We start from the raw sequence: 18,389 nt of genomic DNA on the forward strand, positions 1-18,389 counted from the left end.
TGCATGACGGCGCGCGGCTTATTGCGCCGCGCGCGCGGCCCCACTATACGCGGCCTCATGCTGGACCAGACCCCAAACCGCCCCGCCCTGCCGCCCGAAATCGCGCGGCGGCGCACCTTTGCGATCATCTCCCACCCCGACGCGGGCAAGACCACGCTGACCGAGAAATTCCTGCTCTACGGCGGCGCGATCCAGATGGCCGGACAGGTCCGCGCCAAGGGCGAGGCGCGGCGCACGCGCTCGGATTTCATGCAGATGGAAAAGGATCGGGGCATCTCGGTTTCCGCCTCGGCCATGTCCTTTGACTACCGGCACTACCGCTTCAACCTCGTGGACACGCCCGGCCACTCGGATTTTTCCGAGGACACGTATCGCACGCTGACGGCGGTCGATGCCGCCGTGATGGTGATCGACGGGGCCAAGGGGGTGGAGAGCCAGACGCAAAAGCTCTTCGAGGTCTGCCGGATGCGCGACCTGCCGATCCTGACCTTCTGCAACAAGATGGACCGCGAGGCGCGCGACACGTTCGAGATCATCGACGAGATCCAGGAAATGCTGGCGATCCACGTCACGCCGGCAAGCTGGCCCATCGGCATGGGGCGTGATTTCCTTGGCTGCTACGACATGATCCACGACCGGCTGGAACTGATGGACCGCGCCGACCGCAACCGCGTGGCGGAATCGATCAGCATCGACGGGCTGGACGACCCAAGAATGGCCGAGCATGTGCCCCCTGCCCTGCTGGAGACGCTGCGCGAGGAGGTGGGCATGGCGCGCGAGCTTTTGCCCGCGCTCGACGTGGACGCGGTGCGCGAGGGGCACATGACGCCCATATGGTTCGGCTCGGCGATCAATTCCTTCGGCGTGCGCGAATTGATGGAGGGGATCGGTGCTTATGGCCCCGAGCCACAGCCGCAGCGCGCCGAACCGCGCCAGATATTGCCGGAGGAGGAGCAGGTCGCGGGCTTTGTCTTCAAGGTGCAGGCCAACATGGACCCCAAGCACCGCGACCGGGTGGCCTTTGTGCGCCTCGCCTCGGGGCATTTCCGGCGCGGCATGAAGCTTACCCATGTGCGGGCGAAGAAACCGATCACCGTCTCGGCCCCGGTGCTTTTCCTCGCCGCCGACCGGGAACTGGCGGAAGAGGCCTGGGCGGGCGACATCATCGGCATCCCCAACCACGGGCAATTGCGCATCGGCGACACGCTGACGGAAGGCGAGGCGCTGCGCGTGACCGGCATCCCGTCCTTCGCGCCGGAACTCTTGCAGACCGCGCGGGCGGGCGATCCGATGAAGGCCAAGCACCTGGAAAAGGCGCTGATGCAATTCGCCGAGGAAGGGGCCGCCAAGGTGTTCAAACCCGCTTTCGGCTCGGGCTTTATCGTCGGCGTGGTAGGGCAATTGCAATTTGACGTGCTGGGCAGCCGGATCGAGCTGGAATATGGCCTGCCCGTGCGCTTCGAGCCATCGCAATTCACCTCCGCCCGCTGGGTCAGCGGGCCAAAGGACAAGGTCGAGGCCTTCATCGCCGCCAACAAGGCGCATATCGCCCATGACAATGACGGCGACGTTGTTTATCTCACGCGGCTGCAATGGGACATCGACCGCGTGGCGCGCGACTACCCCGATGTGACGCTGACCGCGACCAAGGAGATGATGGTCTGAGACCCGCGCGGTCGGGTCCCGGCCTGTCAGTCGTCGCGTTCCACCTTGGGTAGCTTGTGGGCAATGCCCTTGTGGCAGTCGATGCAGGTGCTGCCCTCGGGGGAATGGCCGGTCTGCGCGACCACTTCCATCTTCTCGCGCGCGCGGCGGCCCTGCTTGTCGAAATCCATCGCCTCGAAGCTGTGGCAGTTGCGGCATTCGCGCGAATCCGTGCGTTTCATGGAATCCCAGACATGCTGGGCCAGAACGGCACGCTTCGCCTCGAATTTCTCCGGCGTGTTGATCGACCCCAGAACCTTGTGCCACACCTCGTTGGATGCCTGAATCTTGCGCACCATCTTCGGCCCCCAGGCATGGGGCACATGGCAGTCCGAACACACGGCGCGCACGCCCGAGGCGTTCTTGTAATGCACGCTGGTCTTGTATTCCTCATAGACCGTGTCGCGCATCTCGTGGCAGGAGATGCAGAAATCCATCGTGTTGGTGGCTTCCATGGCGGTGTTGAACCCGCCCCAGAAGATGATGCCGACGCCAAATCCGATCGCGAGAAGAACACCCTGCCCGATCAGCACCGCCGGACGTGTGATCCATGACCACACTGCTTTTATCGCGCGCATCATGCGTGCCTGTCCTTTCATGAATAGCTTGAGACGGGGGGGCACCGCGCCGTGGCTGGTGCCCCCTCCTTGCCGGTGCCCTATTCGGACGGAAACTCTGCCGCGATATAGGCGATCACATCGGCCGCCGCCTGATGATCAAAGGCGCGCAGCGCGGGCATGACCTCTTTGGGCTGGCCATTGAGGACCTTGTGCATCAATTCCCAGGGGTTGCCCACCAGCGAGCCGAGCGGGTCCATGTCCTTGGGCAGCTTGCCCTCGGCCCCGTGGCAGCCTGCGCAGACGGTGCGATAGACCTGCCCGCCCCGCTCGGCATCGCCCACGATCTTGCCATCCGCAACATAGGCGTCATAGCCATACCCGCCGAACACCACGAAATTCGCCAGATCGCTCAGGTCGGCCTCCGACAGCAGCCCCTCGAAGCCGTGTGCGGGTGCCTTCAAGAGGGCCACGACCGCCGCCGGGTCGCCGCCCTGCATGCCGATGACGCCCTTGATGCCCGTGAAATGCTTGCCACTGCCATAGGCCCCGTCGGCCCCCTTGCCATCCCAGCCGTGACACTCCTTGCAGCGCCAGTTGGTTCCCGGCTTGTCGGCGTATTGCCCGTCCTTCGGATAAAGCGGGTGCGACGCGGCAGGTGCCTCCTGCCCGGTTTCGGCATACCACTTGTCATAAAGCTGTCCGCCCCGCGCGATCGACCCTTCGTCCTGCGCCCACGCCATCGGTGCCGCCAAAATGCTCAAAGCGGAGAGCGCCGCTGTCGCCAACATTGCAGATGTGCCCGGTCTGATTTTCATGTTCAGCCTCCTGTTGCCATGCGCGCGGATACCCCGTTCGCGCCCCGCAATTGTGCGCTCATGCGGAATCCGCGCCATGACACAGATCATTTCATGACTATTTTCGGAGGCCCGGACTCGACTTTGAAAGCGAAAGCGGCACGACGGACACAGTCGCGCCGCACCGCTCGGCTGCATCTTATCCCATCAGATCCGGCAAGATGGTCACGATATCCGGGAAGAACCACAGGATCGCCAGCCCCGCCACCTGAATGAGAACGAAGGGAATGACACCCCGGTAGATGTGGCCGGTCGTCACCTCGGGCGGTGCAACCCCGCGCAGGTAGAAGAGCGCAAAGCCGAAGGGCGGGGTCAGGAACGAGGTTTGCAGATTGACCGCAATCATGATCGTGACCCATTTCGGATCGAAACTGCCGCCATAAATGACCGGCCCCACGATCGGGATCACGATATAGATGATTTCAAGAAAATCGAGCACGAAGCCAAGGATGAAGAGCACCAGCATCACGATCAGGAAGACCTTGAACTCGTTATCAAACGATTTCAGGAAATCCTGGATGTAATGCTCACCGCCGAACGAGATCACCACGAGGTTGAGAAGCTGAGAGCCGATGAGGATGGTAAAGACCATGCTCGTGACCTTGGCCGTCTCGCGCACCACCGGGCTGAGCACGCCGCCCGCGTAAAGCACCCAGCAGGCAAAGAGCAGCCCGAAAAGCGCGTAGAGATAGGCGGCATAGGCAAAGAAGAACGCGACCCAGGATTCGAAACTCACCTCCTGGTTATTGATCCTGAGATCGAAATTGATGCCGATCAGGATCGCCAGCACAACGGCCAGCGTCGAAAACAGGATCACCTTGGGCGAGCGGTCCTGATCGCGCAGTTTGCGATACGCCGCCAGCATGATCGCCCCGCCCGCGCCAAGCGCCGCGGCGGGTGTCGGGTTGGTGATCCCGCCAAGGATCGAGCCCAGAACCGCCACGATCAGCACAAGCGGCGGAAAGACCACGCGGATAAGATCGTTTTTCGCCATGCGCAACGCTGCGTGCATCACCCCGTAACAGGCCAGCGCGAAGGGGATCGCCAGAATGAGCCATGTCACCCCCGAGGAGGTCGAGGGCCGGATGAACGCGATATCGGCCAGAAGCCCCAGCACGATCCCCACAGCACCGATCAGCAGCGGGCGCGGATCGGCCGAGGGGGCCACGCCGCGCGCCATCGCGAGGGTAAGACCCAGCATCACCATGAGCGTGGCGACACCGGTGCCGATGGGGGCCGCATCCGCTTCTTTCTGGAGGCGCAACTCGGCGATCTCCTCAGGGCTGAGGCGGACGCTTGCGGCAACGCCACCGGCGGCGTCGATCTCCTGTTGCTGCACCACCGCGGCGTCCCAGGCCGCTTGCCCGTGCAACTCGATCATCGCGGCCTTGCAGTCGGGTCCGACATTGGTGCGCAGCGACGCGGACTGGCCCTGATCGGTAAAGCTGTCGACAATGAGGCTTTGCGAGCCGACGACATTGATCTGCCCCAGCAGCATCACCCCCGCGATGAGCGCGACCGGCACACCGAGGAACCAGGTAAAGCTGTCGCGCCGCGTGATGATTTCGCCACCCGTCACCTCGTCAAAAGTGACTGCCGGTGCCTTGGACGGGTTCAGCAGCGCGTAGACGAACGCATAAAGCGCATAGAGCAGCGCCAGAAGGATACCGGGCAGAAGCGCCGCCTGAAAGAGCGTGCCGACCGACACGACCGCAGGCGTGCCCAGATAGGTCAGCGCATCGGAGCAGCCCGCCGCAATCGCGCGGTTTTCCTGCGCGACGGAATAGAGATCGCCCGCCAGCGTGCCCAGAAGCACGATCACGATGGACGGCGGGATGATCTGACCCAGCGTGCCCGAGGCCGCGATCACGCCGGTGGCCAGTTGCGGCGAATAGCCATTGCGCAGCATGGTGGGCAGGCTCAGAAGGCCCATGGTCACCACCGTTGCGCCCACGATGCCGGTGGAGGCGGCCAGGAACGTGCCCACCACCACGACCGACACGGCAAGCCCGCCCGGCAACGGGCCGAACACCCGCGCCATGGTGGTCAGCAGGTCATTGGCGATCTTGGAGCGTTCCAGCGTGATGCCCATCATCACGAACATCAGCACCGCCAGCAGCGTCTCGATGGCGGCCCCCGCCAGAACCCTCTCGTTGATGCGGTTGACGATGAACGACACGTTGCGGTCAAGCGCCGTCTCCCAGCCCTGCGGAAAGACCGGCACGCCGGTGCGTGGCAGGTCAGGATATCGGAAGATGGTGACGGAATCCGCCCGCACCCCGGTTGCCAGCACCGCGTTATAGGCCTCGGAGGATCGGTCGATGGCCTGATGGATCAGCAGTCCCGCACTATCGAGCCCTGCGATGATCCCGAACGAGACCACCCCCGCCCCGCCGATGGCGAAGGCCACCGGAAAACCCGAGAGAATACCCCCGAAAAGGCACAGAAAGACGATGATCAGGCCGACCTCGACCCCGTCAAGTCCGAACAGCATGGAATCCCGCCCCCTTAATGCGTGCCTTCATAGGCTTCTTCGCCCTCGCCCAGCGTGTCGCGGTCGAGGTATTTGCCGGCACTTTCCGGCCCTTCCTTCCATTCAAGCCAGGAGCGCCAGAAAAACGCCATCGCGTGAAGGAAAACCATCCCCGCGAAGAGCACCAGCAGCACCTTGAAGAGGAAGTAGGCGTTGAACCCGTTCGGGCTGAAGCCGATGGTCTCGATATTCCAGCGCAGCGCGCGCGACTTCATCAAAAGCTGATCGAGCTTGTCCGAGGCCGAGGGCTTGGGCACGATGAGATGCCGCCACAGGAAATACCAGCCATACATCCAGGTGATCACCGCCATGGGCATCATGAAGATCAGGCTGCCTGCCATGTCGATCATGCGTTTCGCGCGGTGGCTGACCTGCGCATAGACAAGGTCCACCCGGACATGCCCACCCTGAACAAACGTGTAGGTGCAGCACAGCGCAACCACCATAGCGTTGTAAAGCTTGAGTTCTTCCGCCCACCAGCTGATGTCGAACTGCAGCGGGATCCCGAAACCGATGACAATGTCAGGCCGGGCGAAGATGCGCTGGATGAAAACGATGACGATCTGTTGCAGCACCATGATCAGCCCCGCCCAGGCAGCGAAGCGCCCGACCGTGTTGGCAAACCCCTCGAGCACCCGCACGCACCCCCAGAGGAACGCCGTGCGCCACATACCCACGCCGGTGAGCACCAAAAACGCCGTGAACACCACGAAGAAGAACTCGACCGACCCGCCGTAATAGACGACCCGCATGACCGCCTGATTGTCCGACCAGTCGAGCCAGAGCGAAGGATGGGTGATCGCATAGGCGAAATGATAAAAGGCCAGTCCTATGTTCTGGAACAGCCAAAGCACGGCGTCGAGCATGGTTTCCCCTCACGCGGCTGGTAAATCCCCGAACGGCGTCAAGCCCCGGAGACCGGGGCCTGAGCCAGTATCGGCGTCGCGGTGGCCTTAGCCCAGCACGCGGTCGCGCTGCGCGGTATAGGCACCGTCAGACAATGCGATCCACGCCGAGGAGGACTTCATCGATGCCATGTAGCTGTCATAGACGCGCTTGTAGATGTCGTCGCCCATGTTCTCCTGGTGCACCGCATCGGCGGCCTGACCGAAGGCGTCCCAGACGCTGTCCGGGAATTCCATCGTCTTGACGCCCGCCGACTGCAGACGCTGGAGAGCGGCCGAGTTGTTGGAGAGAAACTGCGCGAGGTTCCACTGGTGGGCCTCGGCGCAACCGATCTCGACCATCTTCTGCTGCTGCGGCGTGAGGCTGTCGAACACGTCGCGGTTCATGCCGATCGAAAGGCCCGCGCCCGGCTCGTGGAAACCGGCGGTGTAATAGATCTTGGTGATCTCCTGGAAACCGGCCTTTTCATCGGCCCAGGGGCCGATCCACTCGGTGCCGTCGATCGCCCCCGAGGCAAGCGCCTGATACACTTCGGAGCCGGGCAGGTTCTGCACCGACGCACCCAGCTTGCCCAGCGCGAGGCCGCCAAGACCGGGCATCCGGAACTTGAGACCGTTGAAATCTTCGGGACCCGTGATCTCCTTGTGGAACCAGCCACCCGCCTGCGCGCCGGTATTGCCGGCAAGGAAGGACTTGAGGCCGAAGATCTGCCCAAGCTCGTCGTGGAACGCGGCACCGCCATCGTGATAATACCAGTTCACCAGTTCCTGCGCGGTCATGCCGAAGGGCACCGAGGTGAAGAAGCCGTAGGCCGGATGCTGGCCGACGAAATAGTAATCGGCCCCGTGATAAAGATCGGCCTGACCGGCGGTCACGGCATCGAAAACCTCGAACGCACCGACAAGCTCGCCCGCGCCCTTGACGTCGATCGTCAGGCTGCCATCGGTCATGCCGTTGATGTTGTCGGCCACGCGCTGTGCGGCGTCGAACACGCCGGCAAGACCACGACCCCATGTGGTGACCATGGTCAGCGTGCGGTTGCCCTGGGCATAGAGCGGCGCGGCCAGCGTGCTGGCTGCGGCTGCCCCGCCACCGAGTGCGGATTTCTTCAGAAACGAACGGCGATCCATTAAGGTTCCTCCCCATTTGGTGCGGCGCGCCTCTCCGGGGCGCCTGCGGATCGTTGAAGTGCGCGGACCTTAGCCCGCGATTCGCAACCTGAGAATACCGATAACTGCGTAGTCGGGTCATTTTGTCGTGCGGATGCCATCACCGGTGCGCTCCTGACCAGAACGCCGGGGTGCAGGGCCTCTTGCATGTCGCGCGGCGCGGGTGTTCAACCTTGTCATGAAACCGAAGTTGCTGACCACACTGCCCGGCTATACCGCCACCCTGTTCCGCGCCGATCTTTTGGCCGGGATCACCGTGGCCATGGTGGCACTGCCGCTCAGCATTGCCATTGCCATTGCCTCCGGTGCGCCCCCGGTCACCGGGCTGATCACCGCGATTATCGGCGGCTTTCTCATCTCGGCGCTTGGCGGCAGCCGGGTGCAGATTGGCGGCCCCACCGGGGCCTTCATCGTCGTGGTCTATGGCATCATCGCCGAACATGGCCATGACGGGCTGGTGCTGGCGACGCTGATGGCGGGGGTCATTCTCGTGATCGCGGGCCGGTTCAGGGCCGGAAGTCTTGTGAAACACATCCCCGAAGCCGTCATCAACGGCTTTACCATCGGCATTGCCATCATCATTGCCGCCAGCCAGTTGCGTGACCTCTTCGGGCTGGCCGTGGCCGATCTGCCCGCCGATTTCCTGCCCAAGATCGCCGTCCTCTGGGAGGCGCGGAGCACGTTCAATCCGCGCGCGCTCTTGCTCGGGATTGCGACCGTGGTCCTCATCGTGATCCTGCGTCGCCTCTTGCCCCGCTTTCCGGGCCTTATCGTGGCCATCGCGCTCTGTTCCGCGGCGGTTGCGCTGCTGAGCCTGCCGGTGGATACGATCCAGTCGCGCTTTGGCGCGTTGCCCAACACGCTGCCCTTGCCGCAGCTACCTGAAATCAACGTCGCGCGGATGATCGAGCTGCTGCCCTCGGCGCTCATCATCGCCTTTCTCGCCGGTGTGGAATCGCTGCTGTCGGCAACGGTCGCTGACCGGATGATCGGCGGCAACACCCGTCCCAATGCCGAGGTGATCGCCAACGGCGCGGCCAATATCGGCTCGGCGCTGTTCGGTGGGCTGCCCGCAACCGGTGCCATCGCGCGCACCGCCACCAATGTGCACGCAGGCGGGCGCACGCCGGTGGCGGGGATGGTGCACGCCCTGACCATCCTTGTCGTCATGCTGCTTGCGGCACCGCTGGCGGGATATCTCGCCATGCCCGCACTTGCCGGTCTGTTGCTCATCACCGCGTGGAACATGTCCGAGGTGCAGCATTGGAAGAGGCATCTGGCGGCGTCGCGCCCGGATCAGGTGCTGCTTGTGATCACGCTGGTGCTGACGGTGCTGACCGATCTGACGCTGGCCATCGGCGTGGGCGTGGCACTTGGCCTTGCGCTGCGGTGGCGGCGGCGCGCGGTGCCCGAGGCCCGCCGGCACGACCCCGAGCACTGAGCCGCGCGAAACGCTGGATTTCGATCGCATGCGGGCGTATCCCATGGGTCATGTTCGCGCGCCTGAGGCTCAATTATGGCCAGAAGCTCTTTCTGGTGGCGACACTGCCCCTGATCCTGACGGCGGCGGCGGTGGCGGTCGTGGTGACACTGCAATCGCGGCACCTGGCAGAGCGCGAGATCGAGACGCTGGAGGTTCAGCTGATCAACGCCAAACGCGAGGAGCTGAAGAATTACCTCTCGCTTGCGCGGACCGCCTTCGTCAACATCTATGGCCGCGCCGCCCCGGACGACAACCGGGCGATGGAGCAGGTGAGCCAGATCCTTGCCGCGATGCTCTACGGTCAGGACGGCTATTTCTTCGTGTTCGACTATGACGGCACCAATCTTGTGAGCCCGCGCCGGACCGAACTTATCGGGCGCAACTGGACCGGGCTCGAGGATCCGTCGGGCGTGCCCGTTACCGACGAGCTGATCCGTCTGGCGCGGTTCGGCGGCGGCTATCACAGCTTTGCCTGGCCCCGCCCGTCCACGGGCGAGCGCTCGCAGATGGTGGCCTATGTGATCGGGCTTCAGGACTGGAAATGGGCCATCGGCACGGGCGTTTTCATCGACGATGTGCTCGCTGCCGTCGCCGCCTCGCGCCAGCAGGTCGAGGCGCGCGTGCAGCGCACGTTTCTCTTTATCGGGGGTGCGATGCTGGCGGCGCTGCTCTTTGTCTTCGTCACCGGCCTTTTCATCACCATCCGCGAACGGCGGCTGGCCGATGCCAAGCTCAAACGGCTTACGCAGCGCGTGTTCGACGCCCAGGAAGAGGAACGCGGGCGCGTGGCGCGCGAATTGCACGACGGGATCAGCCAGATCCTGGTCGGCGCGCGCTATGCGCTCGATACCGCGCAGCGACGGCTGGCGGCGGGTGACGCGCGCGCGCCCGAAATGCTCGAACGCGGAGCGGCGCATCTGACCACCGCCATTCAGGAAGTGCGCCGCATCAGCCGCGACCTGCGCCCCGGCGCGCTTGACGATCTGGGCCTTGGTCCCGCGCTCAAGGCGCTGGCGGAGGAGTTCGGCAAGCGAACGGGCATCGAGACCGTCTTTGCCACCGTGGTGTTCCGCAACCGGCTCGACGACGAGGCCAAGATCGCGCTCTACCGCGTGGCGCAGGAGGCGCTCACCAATATCGAGCGCCATTCGGGGGCCACCCGTGTCGAGATCGACTTGCGCGGCCACGCGCGCGGCGGCACGCTGCGCATCACCGACAATGGCTGCGGTATCGACGCCGCGCGCACCGGCACGGGGGGCGGGCTGGGCCTGCGCAACATGCAGGAGCGCATCGACCAGATCGACGGACGGCTCGTCATCCGCTCGTCGGTCGGCGGCACCGAGATCGAAGCCAACGTGCCGCTCACGCACCTCCTCAAACCGCAGGGCCAGACCGAGACGGTTCCCGAGAAAAGAAGGGCCCGCGCATGACCCCCATTCGCGTCGTCATCGTCGACGATCATCCGATGGTCGTCGAAGGCATCCAGTCAATCCTCGAAAGCTATGACGATGTCGAGGTGATCGCCGCGTTCTGCAACGGACAGGACATCATCGACCGGGTCGCGGAGCTTGCCCCCGACGTGATCCTGCTCGACCTCAACATGCCGGGGCTGGGCGGGCTCTCGACCACCGAGATCCTGCTCGAACGCCGCCCCGGCACGCGGATTCTCATCCTGTCGATGCATGACAGCCCGGAATATATCGCCTCGGCGCTCAGCCACGGTGCCTTGGGCTATGTCCTCAAGGACGTGCCCACCGAAGAGATCAAGTGCGCCATCGACGCGGTGATGACGGGCGAGCGCTATCTCTGCACCGGCGCGCAAGGCTCGCTTGCGCCCTTCACCCCGCCCGATCGCGAGCAACTCACCAACCGCGAACAGACGATCCTTCTGCAACTGGCGCAGGGCAAGTCCAACAAGGAGGTGGCGCTGGCGCTGGATATCTCGGTGCGCACGGTCGAGACGCATCGCAAGAACATCAAGCGCAAACTGGGGATTTCCTCAACCGCCGGACTAACGCGATACGCGATGGAGCATGGGGTCTTGCAAGGAACAGGCGTGCGCCCATAGGGGTTATCAACCACGGGTTGCTAATTTGTAACGACGTTTACACAATATCTTGATCGAATCGGAATTATGCTCTCCAACTTTCATGCAGTGTGGACCTTCACTTTGGCACTCGGCTTGAGCGGTGGGTCCAACATTACTCAAAACTGATAAGGAATACCCCATGACAACCCTGACCCTCACCGGCATTTTCGTTGTATTCGACGACGTTAACGACACGACATCATCGGTTGGAACGGCCACGTTCACCGTTCAATTCCCGAATGCCGGTGCGGTGCTCAACTACACGCTGCTGCCGGGCACCGAGCCCGGCGATCTTCCCCTTGTCGATATCGGGGGCACCGAGCCGCTCAGTGCCACGGTGAACGGTTTCGATGTGCTTAACAATGACGATATCGAAACCTCGCTCGGCTTCATCCAGACCCCCGAGGGCACCCATGTCCTGCTTGCCTTTTTCGACCCGGTTCAGGGCGTTGACGCGATTTTCCAGATCGGCGGCGATCCCCTGACCCTGCCGACGACCGTCGCCGGGTTCAACGCGCTCGACGATTCCATCACGAATGTCGGTGTCGCATCGGGCGCCTTTGCCCCGGGCGTCAACATCCCCATCACCAGTCTCGGCGGCGAAATCACCGGTGGCGACGTGAACCCCATCGAAGGCACGGATGGCGATGACGTGCTTGTCGGCACGGCGGGGGATGACCTGATCATCACCGGCAACGCCGCGCCGAACGGCGATTTCGTGGTCGGCTCCGCGGGTAATGACACGATCGACATGTCGGGCAATGACGGCGTCGACGGCTTCGTGACGCTCAGCTACGACGCGCTCGACAGTGGCATTGCCGTGACCATCGACGGGGCGGCCAATACCGGCACGGTGGACAAGGGCGCGAACGGCACCGACACGCTTGTGGACGTCGCGCAACCGCTCGACGCGGGCTTTGGCGATGGCGGGCTGAGTGTGATCGGCACCACGGGCGACGACAGCTTTACCCTCGCACCCGACGCAGGCCAGTGGATGCCGGTTCGCGGCGGCGACGGCGCGGACAGCTACGAGATCAACGGTGCCGGACTGGTGCGGCTCGATTTCGGGTTCACCGGCGCGACCGGCGGGGCGCAGGTGAACCTCGCCACCGGCGTGATCGCCGATGACGGCTTCGGCAATACCGAGACGATCAGCGGCAGCAGCGCGGTCTGGGAGATCCGCGGCACCGAGAATGACGATCTGATCATCGGCAGCGCCGCGGATGAAAGCTTCATCTCGCAGCAGGGCAACGACACCATCGATGGCGGCGGCGGGTTCGACCGGCTGCGGTATGATCGCAACGGGGTGGACGGGATCGACGCCGATCTGGCGGCGGGCACGGTAACGGGGCTGTGGAACGGCAACGCCTTCACCGACACGATCAGCAACATCGAATGGCTGCGCGGCTCGAACGGCGCTGACGTGATCGCGGGCGACACCAACGACAACCGGCTGGAGGGGCGTGGCGGCATCGACACCTTCGTGCATCGCGGCGGCAACGACACCATCAGCGATTTCGATGCCGACAATGAAAGCCTCGTGCTGCGCATCGCCGGAAGCTCGTTCCTCGCGCTTCAGGCGGCGATGGCCAATGCGACCGACACGGACGCGGGTGCGGTGGTGGATTTCGGCGGCGGCAACTCGATCACCTTCGCGGGCCTCACCGCCGAGCAGGTGGCCGGCATCACCGTCGATACCGGCGGGCCGACCGAAGGCGACGACACGCTCATCGGCACGGCGGGCGATGATTTCATCAACGGGCTCGGCGGCGACGACCTGATCGAGGGTGGCGACGGGGCCGACGATCTCTTTGGCGGCACCGGCAATGACACGCTCATCGGCGGGACCGGGCCCAACGGCCTCTTCGGCGGCGCGGGCGATGACAGCCTGATCGGCGGCATCGGCTGGGAGGATCTCTTTGGCGGCGACGGCAACGACACGATTGTCGGGGATGCCGGCAACGACAATATCGGTGGTGGCGCGGGCCTTGATCTGATCTTTGCGGGTGACGGCGATGACACAATCTTTGGCGGCGACGACAATGACACCATCTGGGGCGGTCTTGGCGACGACCAGATCGGCGGCGGCAACGGCGATGACCAGATAAATGCTGGCGGTGGGAATGACGAGGTCTGGGGCGGCGCGGGCAACGATCAGATTGATGGTGGCGCGGGCAACGACACGCTGAGCGGCAGCAACGGCAACGACAGCATCGACGGCGGCGACGGCGCCGACGAGCTTTGGGGCGGGCTCGGCAACGACTCGCTCTCGGGCGGGGAAGGCAACGACACAATCGGCGGCTTTGACGGTGCCGATTTCCTCGACGGCGGCGCGGGCGACGACGAGCTCTGGGGCGGTGCTGGCAACGACACCATGCTCGGCGGCGACGGCGCGGATCAGATCGGCGGCGACATCGGGGCCGACTCGGTCGACGGCGGGGCCGGAAACGACACGGTGTTCGCAGGCGATGGCAACGACACGGTTCTGGGCGGCGACGGCGACGACCTGATCTTCGGCGGCGCGGGCGATGACCGTCTTGAGGGCGGCGCGGGCAATGACACGGTCTGGGGCGGTCCCGGCGCGGATGTCTTCGTGTTCGGCGCGGGCGACGGGGCGGATGTGTTCGAGTTCTTCAACATCGGCGCGGGTGACCGGATCGAATTGTCCAGCGACCTTCTTGGGGGGGCTGCGAACGGGGCCGCCGTGGTCAGCACCTTCGGGTCGATTGTGGGAGGCAATGCCGTGCTCGATTTCGGCGGAAGCACCAGCATCACGCTGGCGGGCCTGACAACGCTCGACGGGCTCGACACGGTGTTCGACATCGTCTGAGTGACATAGCCAACCGGGAGACCCGTGTCGGGCGACGCTCTGGATCCTGAGCGTCGCCCGATGCGTTTGTATCGGAGCAAAGTTGCGCGGGCGCGCCAATGAAGCAAACGCGGCGCCTGCTTGATCGCAACCGAAAACCGCCAATACAATAATAAGTTCAAGCTTATTTTCAATACCTTACCGGAAGTCCGCGAAAAATCTGCGGTCCACCCGGTTTCGGTTTACCGCCCGTTAACCCTTCCGGCGGTATCCATGATCCTGCAAGCAGGCGAGGTCACGGGATGCCCAAGGTCACACATCCTTCCACTCACCCCCCACTCCCACCCACCACGGAAGATGAGCGGGTCTCGTGGCTTCGTCTCTTGCGCTCGCGCCGGGTTGGTCCGGTGACATTTCACCGGCTTTTGTCCGAACACGGCAGCGTGGCGGCGGCGCTCGATGCCCTGCCGGAGGTTGCCCGCGCCGCCGGTGTGACCGATTACGCCCCCTGCCCCGAGGGGGTGGCCATCGCCGAATTGCGCGCCGCGCAAAAGGCCGGTGCGCGCCTTCTTGCCTGTGCCGACCCTGCCTATCCGGCGGCGCTAAGCGACCTGCCCGACGCGCCCCCCGTTCTTTGGGTGATGGGCGACATCGCCACGCTCAGCCGTCCCATGATCGCCCTTGTCGGTGCGCGCAACGCCTCCTCTCTCGGGATGCGCATGGCAAAATCGCTGGCGGCGGACCTCTCGGAGCAGGGCTTTGTCGTGGTCTCCGGCCTTGCGCGCGGGATCGACACCGCCGCCCATCTGGCCAGCCTCAAAGCGGGCACGCTCGCCGTCATGGCGGGTGGGGTCGATGTGATCTACCCGGCGGAGAACACGCGGCTGGCACAGGATATCCTGCGCAACGGCCTGCGCCTGTCGGAACAGCCCATGGGCCTTGTGCCGCAGGCGCGGCACTTTCCCACGCGCAACCGACTGATCAGCGGCCTCGCGCGCGCCGTCATCGTGGTCGAGGCCGCGGCGAAATCCGGCTCGCTCATCACCGCGCGCACGGCGCTCGATCAAGGGCGCGAGGTGATGGCCGTGCCGGGCCACCCGTTCGACGCGCGCGCCAGCGGCTGCAACATGCTGATCCGCGACGGGGCCGTATTGGTGCGCAGCGCCGTCGACGTGATCGAGGCCCTGCCGCGCGACGAGGCCCCCGTTCAGGCCGACATCCCCCTGCCCGACCCTGCGCCGCCCCCGCGCCCCCTGCGCGAGACCGCCGCGCTGCATACCGAGATACTCGCCCGCCTCGGCCCCTCACCGCTGGCCGAGGATCAACTGATCCGCGATCTGGCCAGCCCCGCGCAGGCCGTGGCCCCCGCGCTCGTCGCGCTCGAGCTTGACGGACGCATCACACGCCATCCCGGTGGCCTTGTCTCGCTCAGCGCCTGATCCCGGGCCTTCATTGACAATTCCCCTTGCCAGCCCACATGGTGCGCCGCCATAAGCGGCCCGCAAAGCCGGAAGGAGTGTCCATGCCCGTCGTCGTTGTCGAATCGCCCGCCAAAGCAAAGACCATCAACAAGTATCTGGGCGACGGCTACACGGTTCTGGCAAGCTATGGCCATGTGCGCGACCTGCCTGCCAAGGATGGCTCGGTCGATCCCGAGAACGGCTTTGACATGACATGGGAGGTGGGTGCCGACAGCCGCAAGCATGTCAAGGCCATCGCCGACGCGCTCAAGGATGACAACGCCCTCATCCTCGCCACCGACCCCGACCGCGAGGGCGAGGCGATCAGCTGGCACCTCGAGGAAACGCTGCGCAAGCGCAAGGCGATCAACAAAGATACGCCCGTCAGCCGCGTCGTCTTCAACGCCATCACCAAGGCCGCCGTTACCGAGGCAATGAAAAACCCCCGTCAGGTCGATGCGCCGCTGGTCGAGGCCTATCTGGCGCGCCGGGCGCTCGATTACCTCGTGGGCTTCAACCTCAGCCCCGTGCTCTGGCGCAAGCTGCCCGGCGCGCGCTCGGCGGGGCGGGTGCAATCCGTGTGCCTGCGTCTCATCGTCGAGCGCGAGATGGAGATCGAGGCGTTCACCGCCCGCGAATACTGGTCCGTCAAGGCGGCTCTGGCCACGCCGCGCGGACAGGAGTTCGAGGCGCGGCTGGTCACGCTTGCGGGAAAGAAACTCGACAAATACGATCTGGAAAACGCGACACAGGCCGAACTGGCGGTGCAGGCCGTGGCCGCGCGCGCGCTCTCGGTGACGGGCGTCGAGGCGAAACCGGCCAGCCGCAATCCCTCCGCCCCGTTCATGACATCGACCCTGCAACAGGAGGCCAGCCGCAAGTTCGGCATGGGCGCCAAACAATGCATGAGCGCCGCGCAACGCCTCTACGAGGCCGGGCACATCACCTATATGCGCACCGACGGCATCGACATGGCCCCAGAGGCGGTGATGGCCGCCCGCGACGCGATCCGCGACCGCTTTGGCGAGGCGTATCTGCCGAAATCGCCCCGCATGTATAAAAACAAGGCCAAGAACGCGCAGGAAGCGCATGAGTGCATCCGGCCCACCGACATGACCCGCGACGCGGCCAAGCTGAGGCTCACCGACACCGACCAGCGCCGCCTTTATGACCTGATCTGGAAACGCACCCTTGCCTGCCAGATGGAGGCTGCGCGGCTGGAGCGCACCACCGTCGATATCGGCAGCGCGGACGGACAGGTTGGCCTGCGCGCCACCGGGCAGGTGATGCTCTTTGACGGGTTCCTCAAGGTCTACGAGGAAGGGCGCGACGACGTGACCGACGAGGAAGACCGCCGCCTGCCGCAGATCATGCAGGGCGACAAGGCGGCCTTCGCCAAATCCTCGCTGCGCGCGGAGTTCGCCAAGGCACAGGACGGCAAGGACAGCCCCGCCGCGATGCTCTCGCAAAACGAGGCCGTGCTGGGGCTCCAGCATTTCACCCAAGCCCCGCCGCGCTACACCGAGGCGACGCTGGTCAAGAAGATGGAAGAGCTGGGCATCGGCCGCCCCTCGACCTATGCCAGCGTGCTGGGCACGATTCAGGACCGCGAATATGTCCGCAAGGAACAGAACCGCCTCTACCCCGAGGACAAGGGGCGGATCGTCACCGTCTTCCTGATCAACTTCTTCCGCAAATACGTGGGCTATGAATTCACCGCCAATCTGGAAGAGGATCTTGACCGGGTCAGCGCGGGCGAGGCGGATTACAAGGATATCCTCTCGCGCTTCTGGCGCGATTTCTCGGCGGCCATCGCCGAGACATCCGAGTTGCGCATCACCGAGGTGCTCGACGTGCTCGACGCAGCGCTTGCCCCCACGCTCTATCCCCCCCGCGAGGATGGCGGCGATCCGCGCCAATGCCCGCTTTGTGGAACGGGGCAGTTGCATCTCAAGACCTCGCGTTCGGGCGGTTTTGTCGGCTGCGGCAATTACCCCGACTGCCGCTATACGCGCCCCATCGGCGGCGATGCGGCCGAAAACGGCGACCGGATCCTTGGCGAGGATGAGAATGGCAACGAAATCTCGCTCCGTTCGGGGCGCTTTGGCCCTTACGTGCAGCGCGGAGAGGCCACCGAGGAAAACAAGAAGCCTGAGCGCGCCAGCCTGCCCAAGGGGTGGAAAGCCGAGGACATGACGCTGGAAAAGGCGCTGACGCTCCTGAGCCTGCCGCGCGAGGTGGGCGCGCATCCCGAGGGCGGCGCGATCAAGGCGAATTTCGGCCGCTTCGGCCCCTACCTCATGCACCAGTTGCCCGACGAGGCGAAACCCGTTTACGCCAACCTCCGGGACCCAGCCGACGTGTTCGAAATCGGCATGAACCGCGCGGTGGAGCTTCTGGCCGAAAAGCGCGCCAATCCCGGCGGGCGCGGGCGCGCGGCGGCGAAATCCTTGCGCGATCTGGGCGAACATCCCGACGGTGGTCCGGTTCAGGTGTTCGAGGGGCGGTATGGTCCTTATGTCAAATGGGGCAAGGTCAACGCGACCCTGCCCAAGGACACTCCCCCCGACGCGATGACGCTGGAGGCGGCGCTGGAACTGATCACGGCCAAGGCGGCGAAGGGCGGCAAGAAGAAGGCCGCCCCGAAAACGGCTGCCGCGAAGAAACCTGCCGCAAAAAAGCCCGCCGCGAAGAAGGCGGCGGCCAAGCCCGCCACGCGCAAGAAGGCCGTCTGAGCCGCGCGGCTTGAGGCCCCTTACGTAGTAATCCGTAAACCGTGTCGATGCGGGCGCGCCTTGCGTTGACTCGCGCCGTCGCCATGA

Annotated in this window: 12 protein-coding genes; 7 read left to right on the forward strand and 5 right to left on the reverse strand. The window is 64.6% G+C overall.

What is annotated here, in order from left to right; translation table 11 throughout:
• Positions 1–57 precede the first annotated feature (57 nt).
• The gene (locus ACSSV8_RS00495; protein ID WP_354539704.1) at positions 58–1,665 is read left to right on the forward strand and encodes a peptide chain release factor 3; all 1,608 of its coding nucleotides are present in this window, start codon (positions 58–60) and stop codon (positions 1,663–1,665) included.
• Between the two features lie 26 nt (positions 1,666–1,691).
• On the opposite strand, the gene ACSSV8_RS00500 is transcribed toward ACSSV8_RS00495, so the two are convergent.
• The 5 genes from ACSSV8_RS00500 to ACSSV8_RS00520 form a co-directional block, all read right to left on the reverse strand.
• Positions 1,692–2,285 carry a NapC/NirT family cytochrome c gene (locus tag ACSSV8_RS00500; protein ID WP_454281158.1) on the reverse strand — a complete coding sequence of 198 codons (594 nt, stop codon included), beginning with the start codon at positions 2,283–2,285 and terminating at the stop codon, positions 1,692–1,694.
• Positions 2,286–2,362: 77 nt separating this feature from the next.
• Positions 2,363–3,079, reverse strand: coding sequence for a c-type cytochrome (locus ACSSV8_RS00505; RefSeq protein WP_454281159.1), 717 nt, complete (start codon positions 3,077–3,079; stop codon positions 2,363–2,365).
• A 178-nt stretch (positions 3,080–3,257) separates the two neighbouring features.
• Positions 3,258–5,612 (reverse strand): TRAP transporter large permease, encoded by a 2,355-nt coding sequence (locus tag ACSSV8_RS00510; protein ID WP_454281160.1) that lies wholly within the window; start codon positions 5,610–5,612, stop codon positions 3,258–3,260.
• Between the two features lie 14 nt (positions 5,613–5,626).
• Positions 5,627–6,517, reverse strand: a complete 891-nt coding sequence (locus ACSSV8_RS00515; protein WP_354539700.1) for a TRAP transporter small permease subunit — start codon at positions 6,515–6,517, stop codon at positions 5,627–5,629.
• A gap of 87 nt (positions 6,518–6,604) precedes the next feature.
• Positions 6,605–7,687, reverse strand: a complete 1,083-nt coding sequence (locus ACSSV8_RS00520; RefSeq protein ID WP_354539699.1) for a TRAP transporter substrate-binding protein — start codon at positions 7,685–7,687, stop codon at positions 6,605–6,607.
• Between the two features lie 217 nt (positions 7,688–7,904).
• Between ACSSV8_RS00520 and ACSSV8_RS00525 the strand changes: the two genes are divergently transcribed.
• The 6 genes from ACSSV8_RS00525 to topA all read left to right on the forward strand — a co-directional run bounded on the left by ACSSV8_RS00525 (position 7,905) and on the right by topA (position 18,302).
• Complete coding sequence (locus ACSSV8_RS00525) at positions 7,905–9,167, forward strand: SulP family inorganic anion transporter (RefSeq protein WP_454281161.1); 1,263 nt, start codon at positions 7,905–7,907, stop codon at positions 9,165–9,167.
• A 50-nt stretch (positions 9,168–9,217) separates the two neighbouring features.
• Positions 9,218–10,639 (forward strand): cache domain-containing protein, encoded by a 1,422-nt coding sequence (locus ACSSV8_RS00530; RefSeq protein ID WP_354539697.1) that lies wholly within the window; start codon positions 9,218–9,220, stop codon positions 10,637–10,639.
• The gene (locus ACSSV8_RS00535; RefSeq protein ID WP_354539696.1) at positions 10,636–11,277 is read left to right on the forward strand and encodes a response regulator transcription factor; all 642 of its coding nucleotides are present in this window, start codon (positions 10,636–10,638) and stop codon (positions 11,275–11,277) included. The genes ACSSV8_RS00530 and ACSSV8_RS00535 overlap by 4 nt, the downstream gene beginning before the upstream one ends.
• 160 nt (positions 11,278–11,437) lie before the next feature.
• Positions 11,438–14,128 (forward strand): calcium-binding protein, encoded by a 2,691-nt coding sequence (locus ACSSV8_RS00540; RefSeq protein WP_454281162.1) that lies wholly within the window; start codon positions 11,438–11,440, stop codon positions 14,126–14,128.
• A 281-nt stretch (positions 14,129–14,409) separates the two neighbouring features.
• Entirely contained in the window at positions 14,410–15,546 is a 1,137-nt protein-coding gene (dprA, locus tag ACSSV8_RS00545; protein ID WP_454281163.1) for a DNA-processing protein DprA, read from the forward strand.
• Between the two features lie 83 nt (positions 15,547–15,629).
• Positions 15,630–18,302, forward strand: coding sequence for a type I DNA topoisomerase (gene topA, locus ACSSV8_RS00550; protein ID WP_354539693.1), 2,673 nt, complete (start codon positions 15,630–15,632; stop codon positions 18,300–18,302).
• Positions 18,303–18,389 lie beyond the last annotated feature (87 nt).

The sequence above is a fragment of the Roseovarius sp. MBR-79 genome, from assembly GCF_053628555.1.

Coding starts and splice junctions, on each gene's coding strand:
- ACSSV8_RS00525 (WP_454281161.1), top strand. CDS start 7,905: ATGAAACCGAAGTTGCTGACCACACTGCCCGGCTATACCGCCACCCTG.
- ACSSV8_RS00540 (WP_454281162.1), top strand. CDS start 11,438: ATGACAACCCTGACCCTCACCGGCATTTTCGTTGTATTCGACGACGTT.
- ACSSV8_RS00515 (WP_354539700.1), bottom strand. CDS start 6,517: ATGCTCGACGCCGTGCTTTGGCTGTTCCAGAACATAGGACTGGCCTTT.
- topA (WP_354539693.1), top strand. CDS start 15,630: ATGCCCGTCGTCGTTGTCGAATCGCCCGCCAAAGCAAAGACCATCAAC.
- ACSSV8_RS00505 (WP_454281159.1), bottom strand. CDS start 3,079: ATGAAAATCAGACCGGGCACATCTGCAATGTTGGCGACAGCGGCGCTC.
- ACSSV8_RS00495 (WP_354539704.1), top strand. CDS start 58: ATGCTGGACCAGACCCCAAACCGCCCCGCCCTGCCGCCCGAAATCGCG.
- ACSSV8_RS00510 (WP_454281160.1), bottom strand. CDS start 5,612: ATGCTGTTCGGACTTGACGGGGTCGAGGTCGGCCTGATCATCGTCTTT.
- ACSSV8_RS00535 (WP_354539696.1), top strand. CDS start 10,636: ATGACCCCCATTCGCGTCGTCATCGTCGACGATCATCCGATGGTCGTC.
- ACSSV8_RS00520 (WP_354539699.1), bottom strand. CDS start 7,687: ATGGATCGCCGTTCGTTTCTGAAGAAATCCGCACTCGGTGGCGGGGCA.
- ACSSV8_RS00530 (WP_354539697.1), top strand. CDS start 9,218: ATGTTCGCGCGCCTGAGGCTCAATTATGGCCAGAAGCTCTTTCTGGTG.
- dprA (WP_454281163.1), top strand. CDS start 14,410: ATGCCCAAGGTCACACATCCTTCCACTCACCCCCCACTCCCACCCACC.
- ACSSV8_RS00500 (WP_454281158.1), bottom strand. CDS start 2,285: ATGATGCGCGCGATAAAAGCAGTGTGGTCATGGATCACACGTCCGGCG.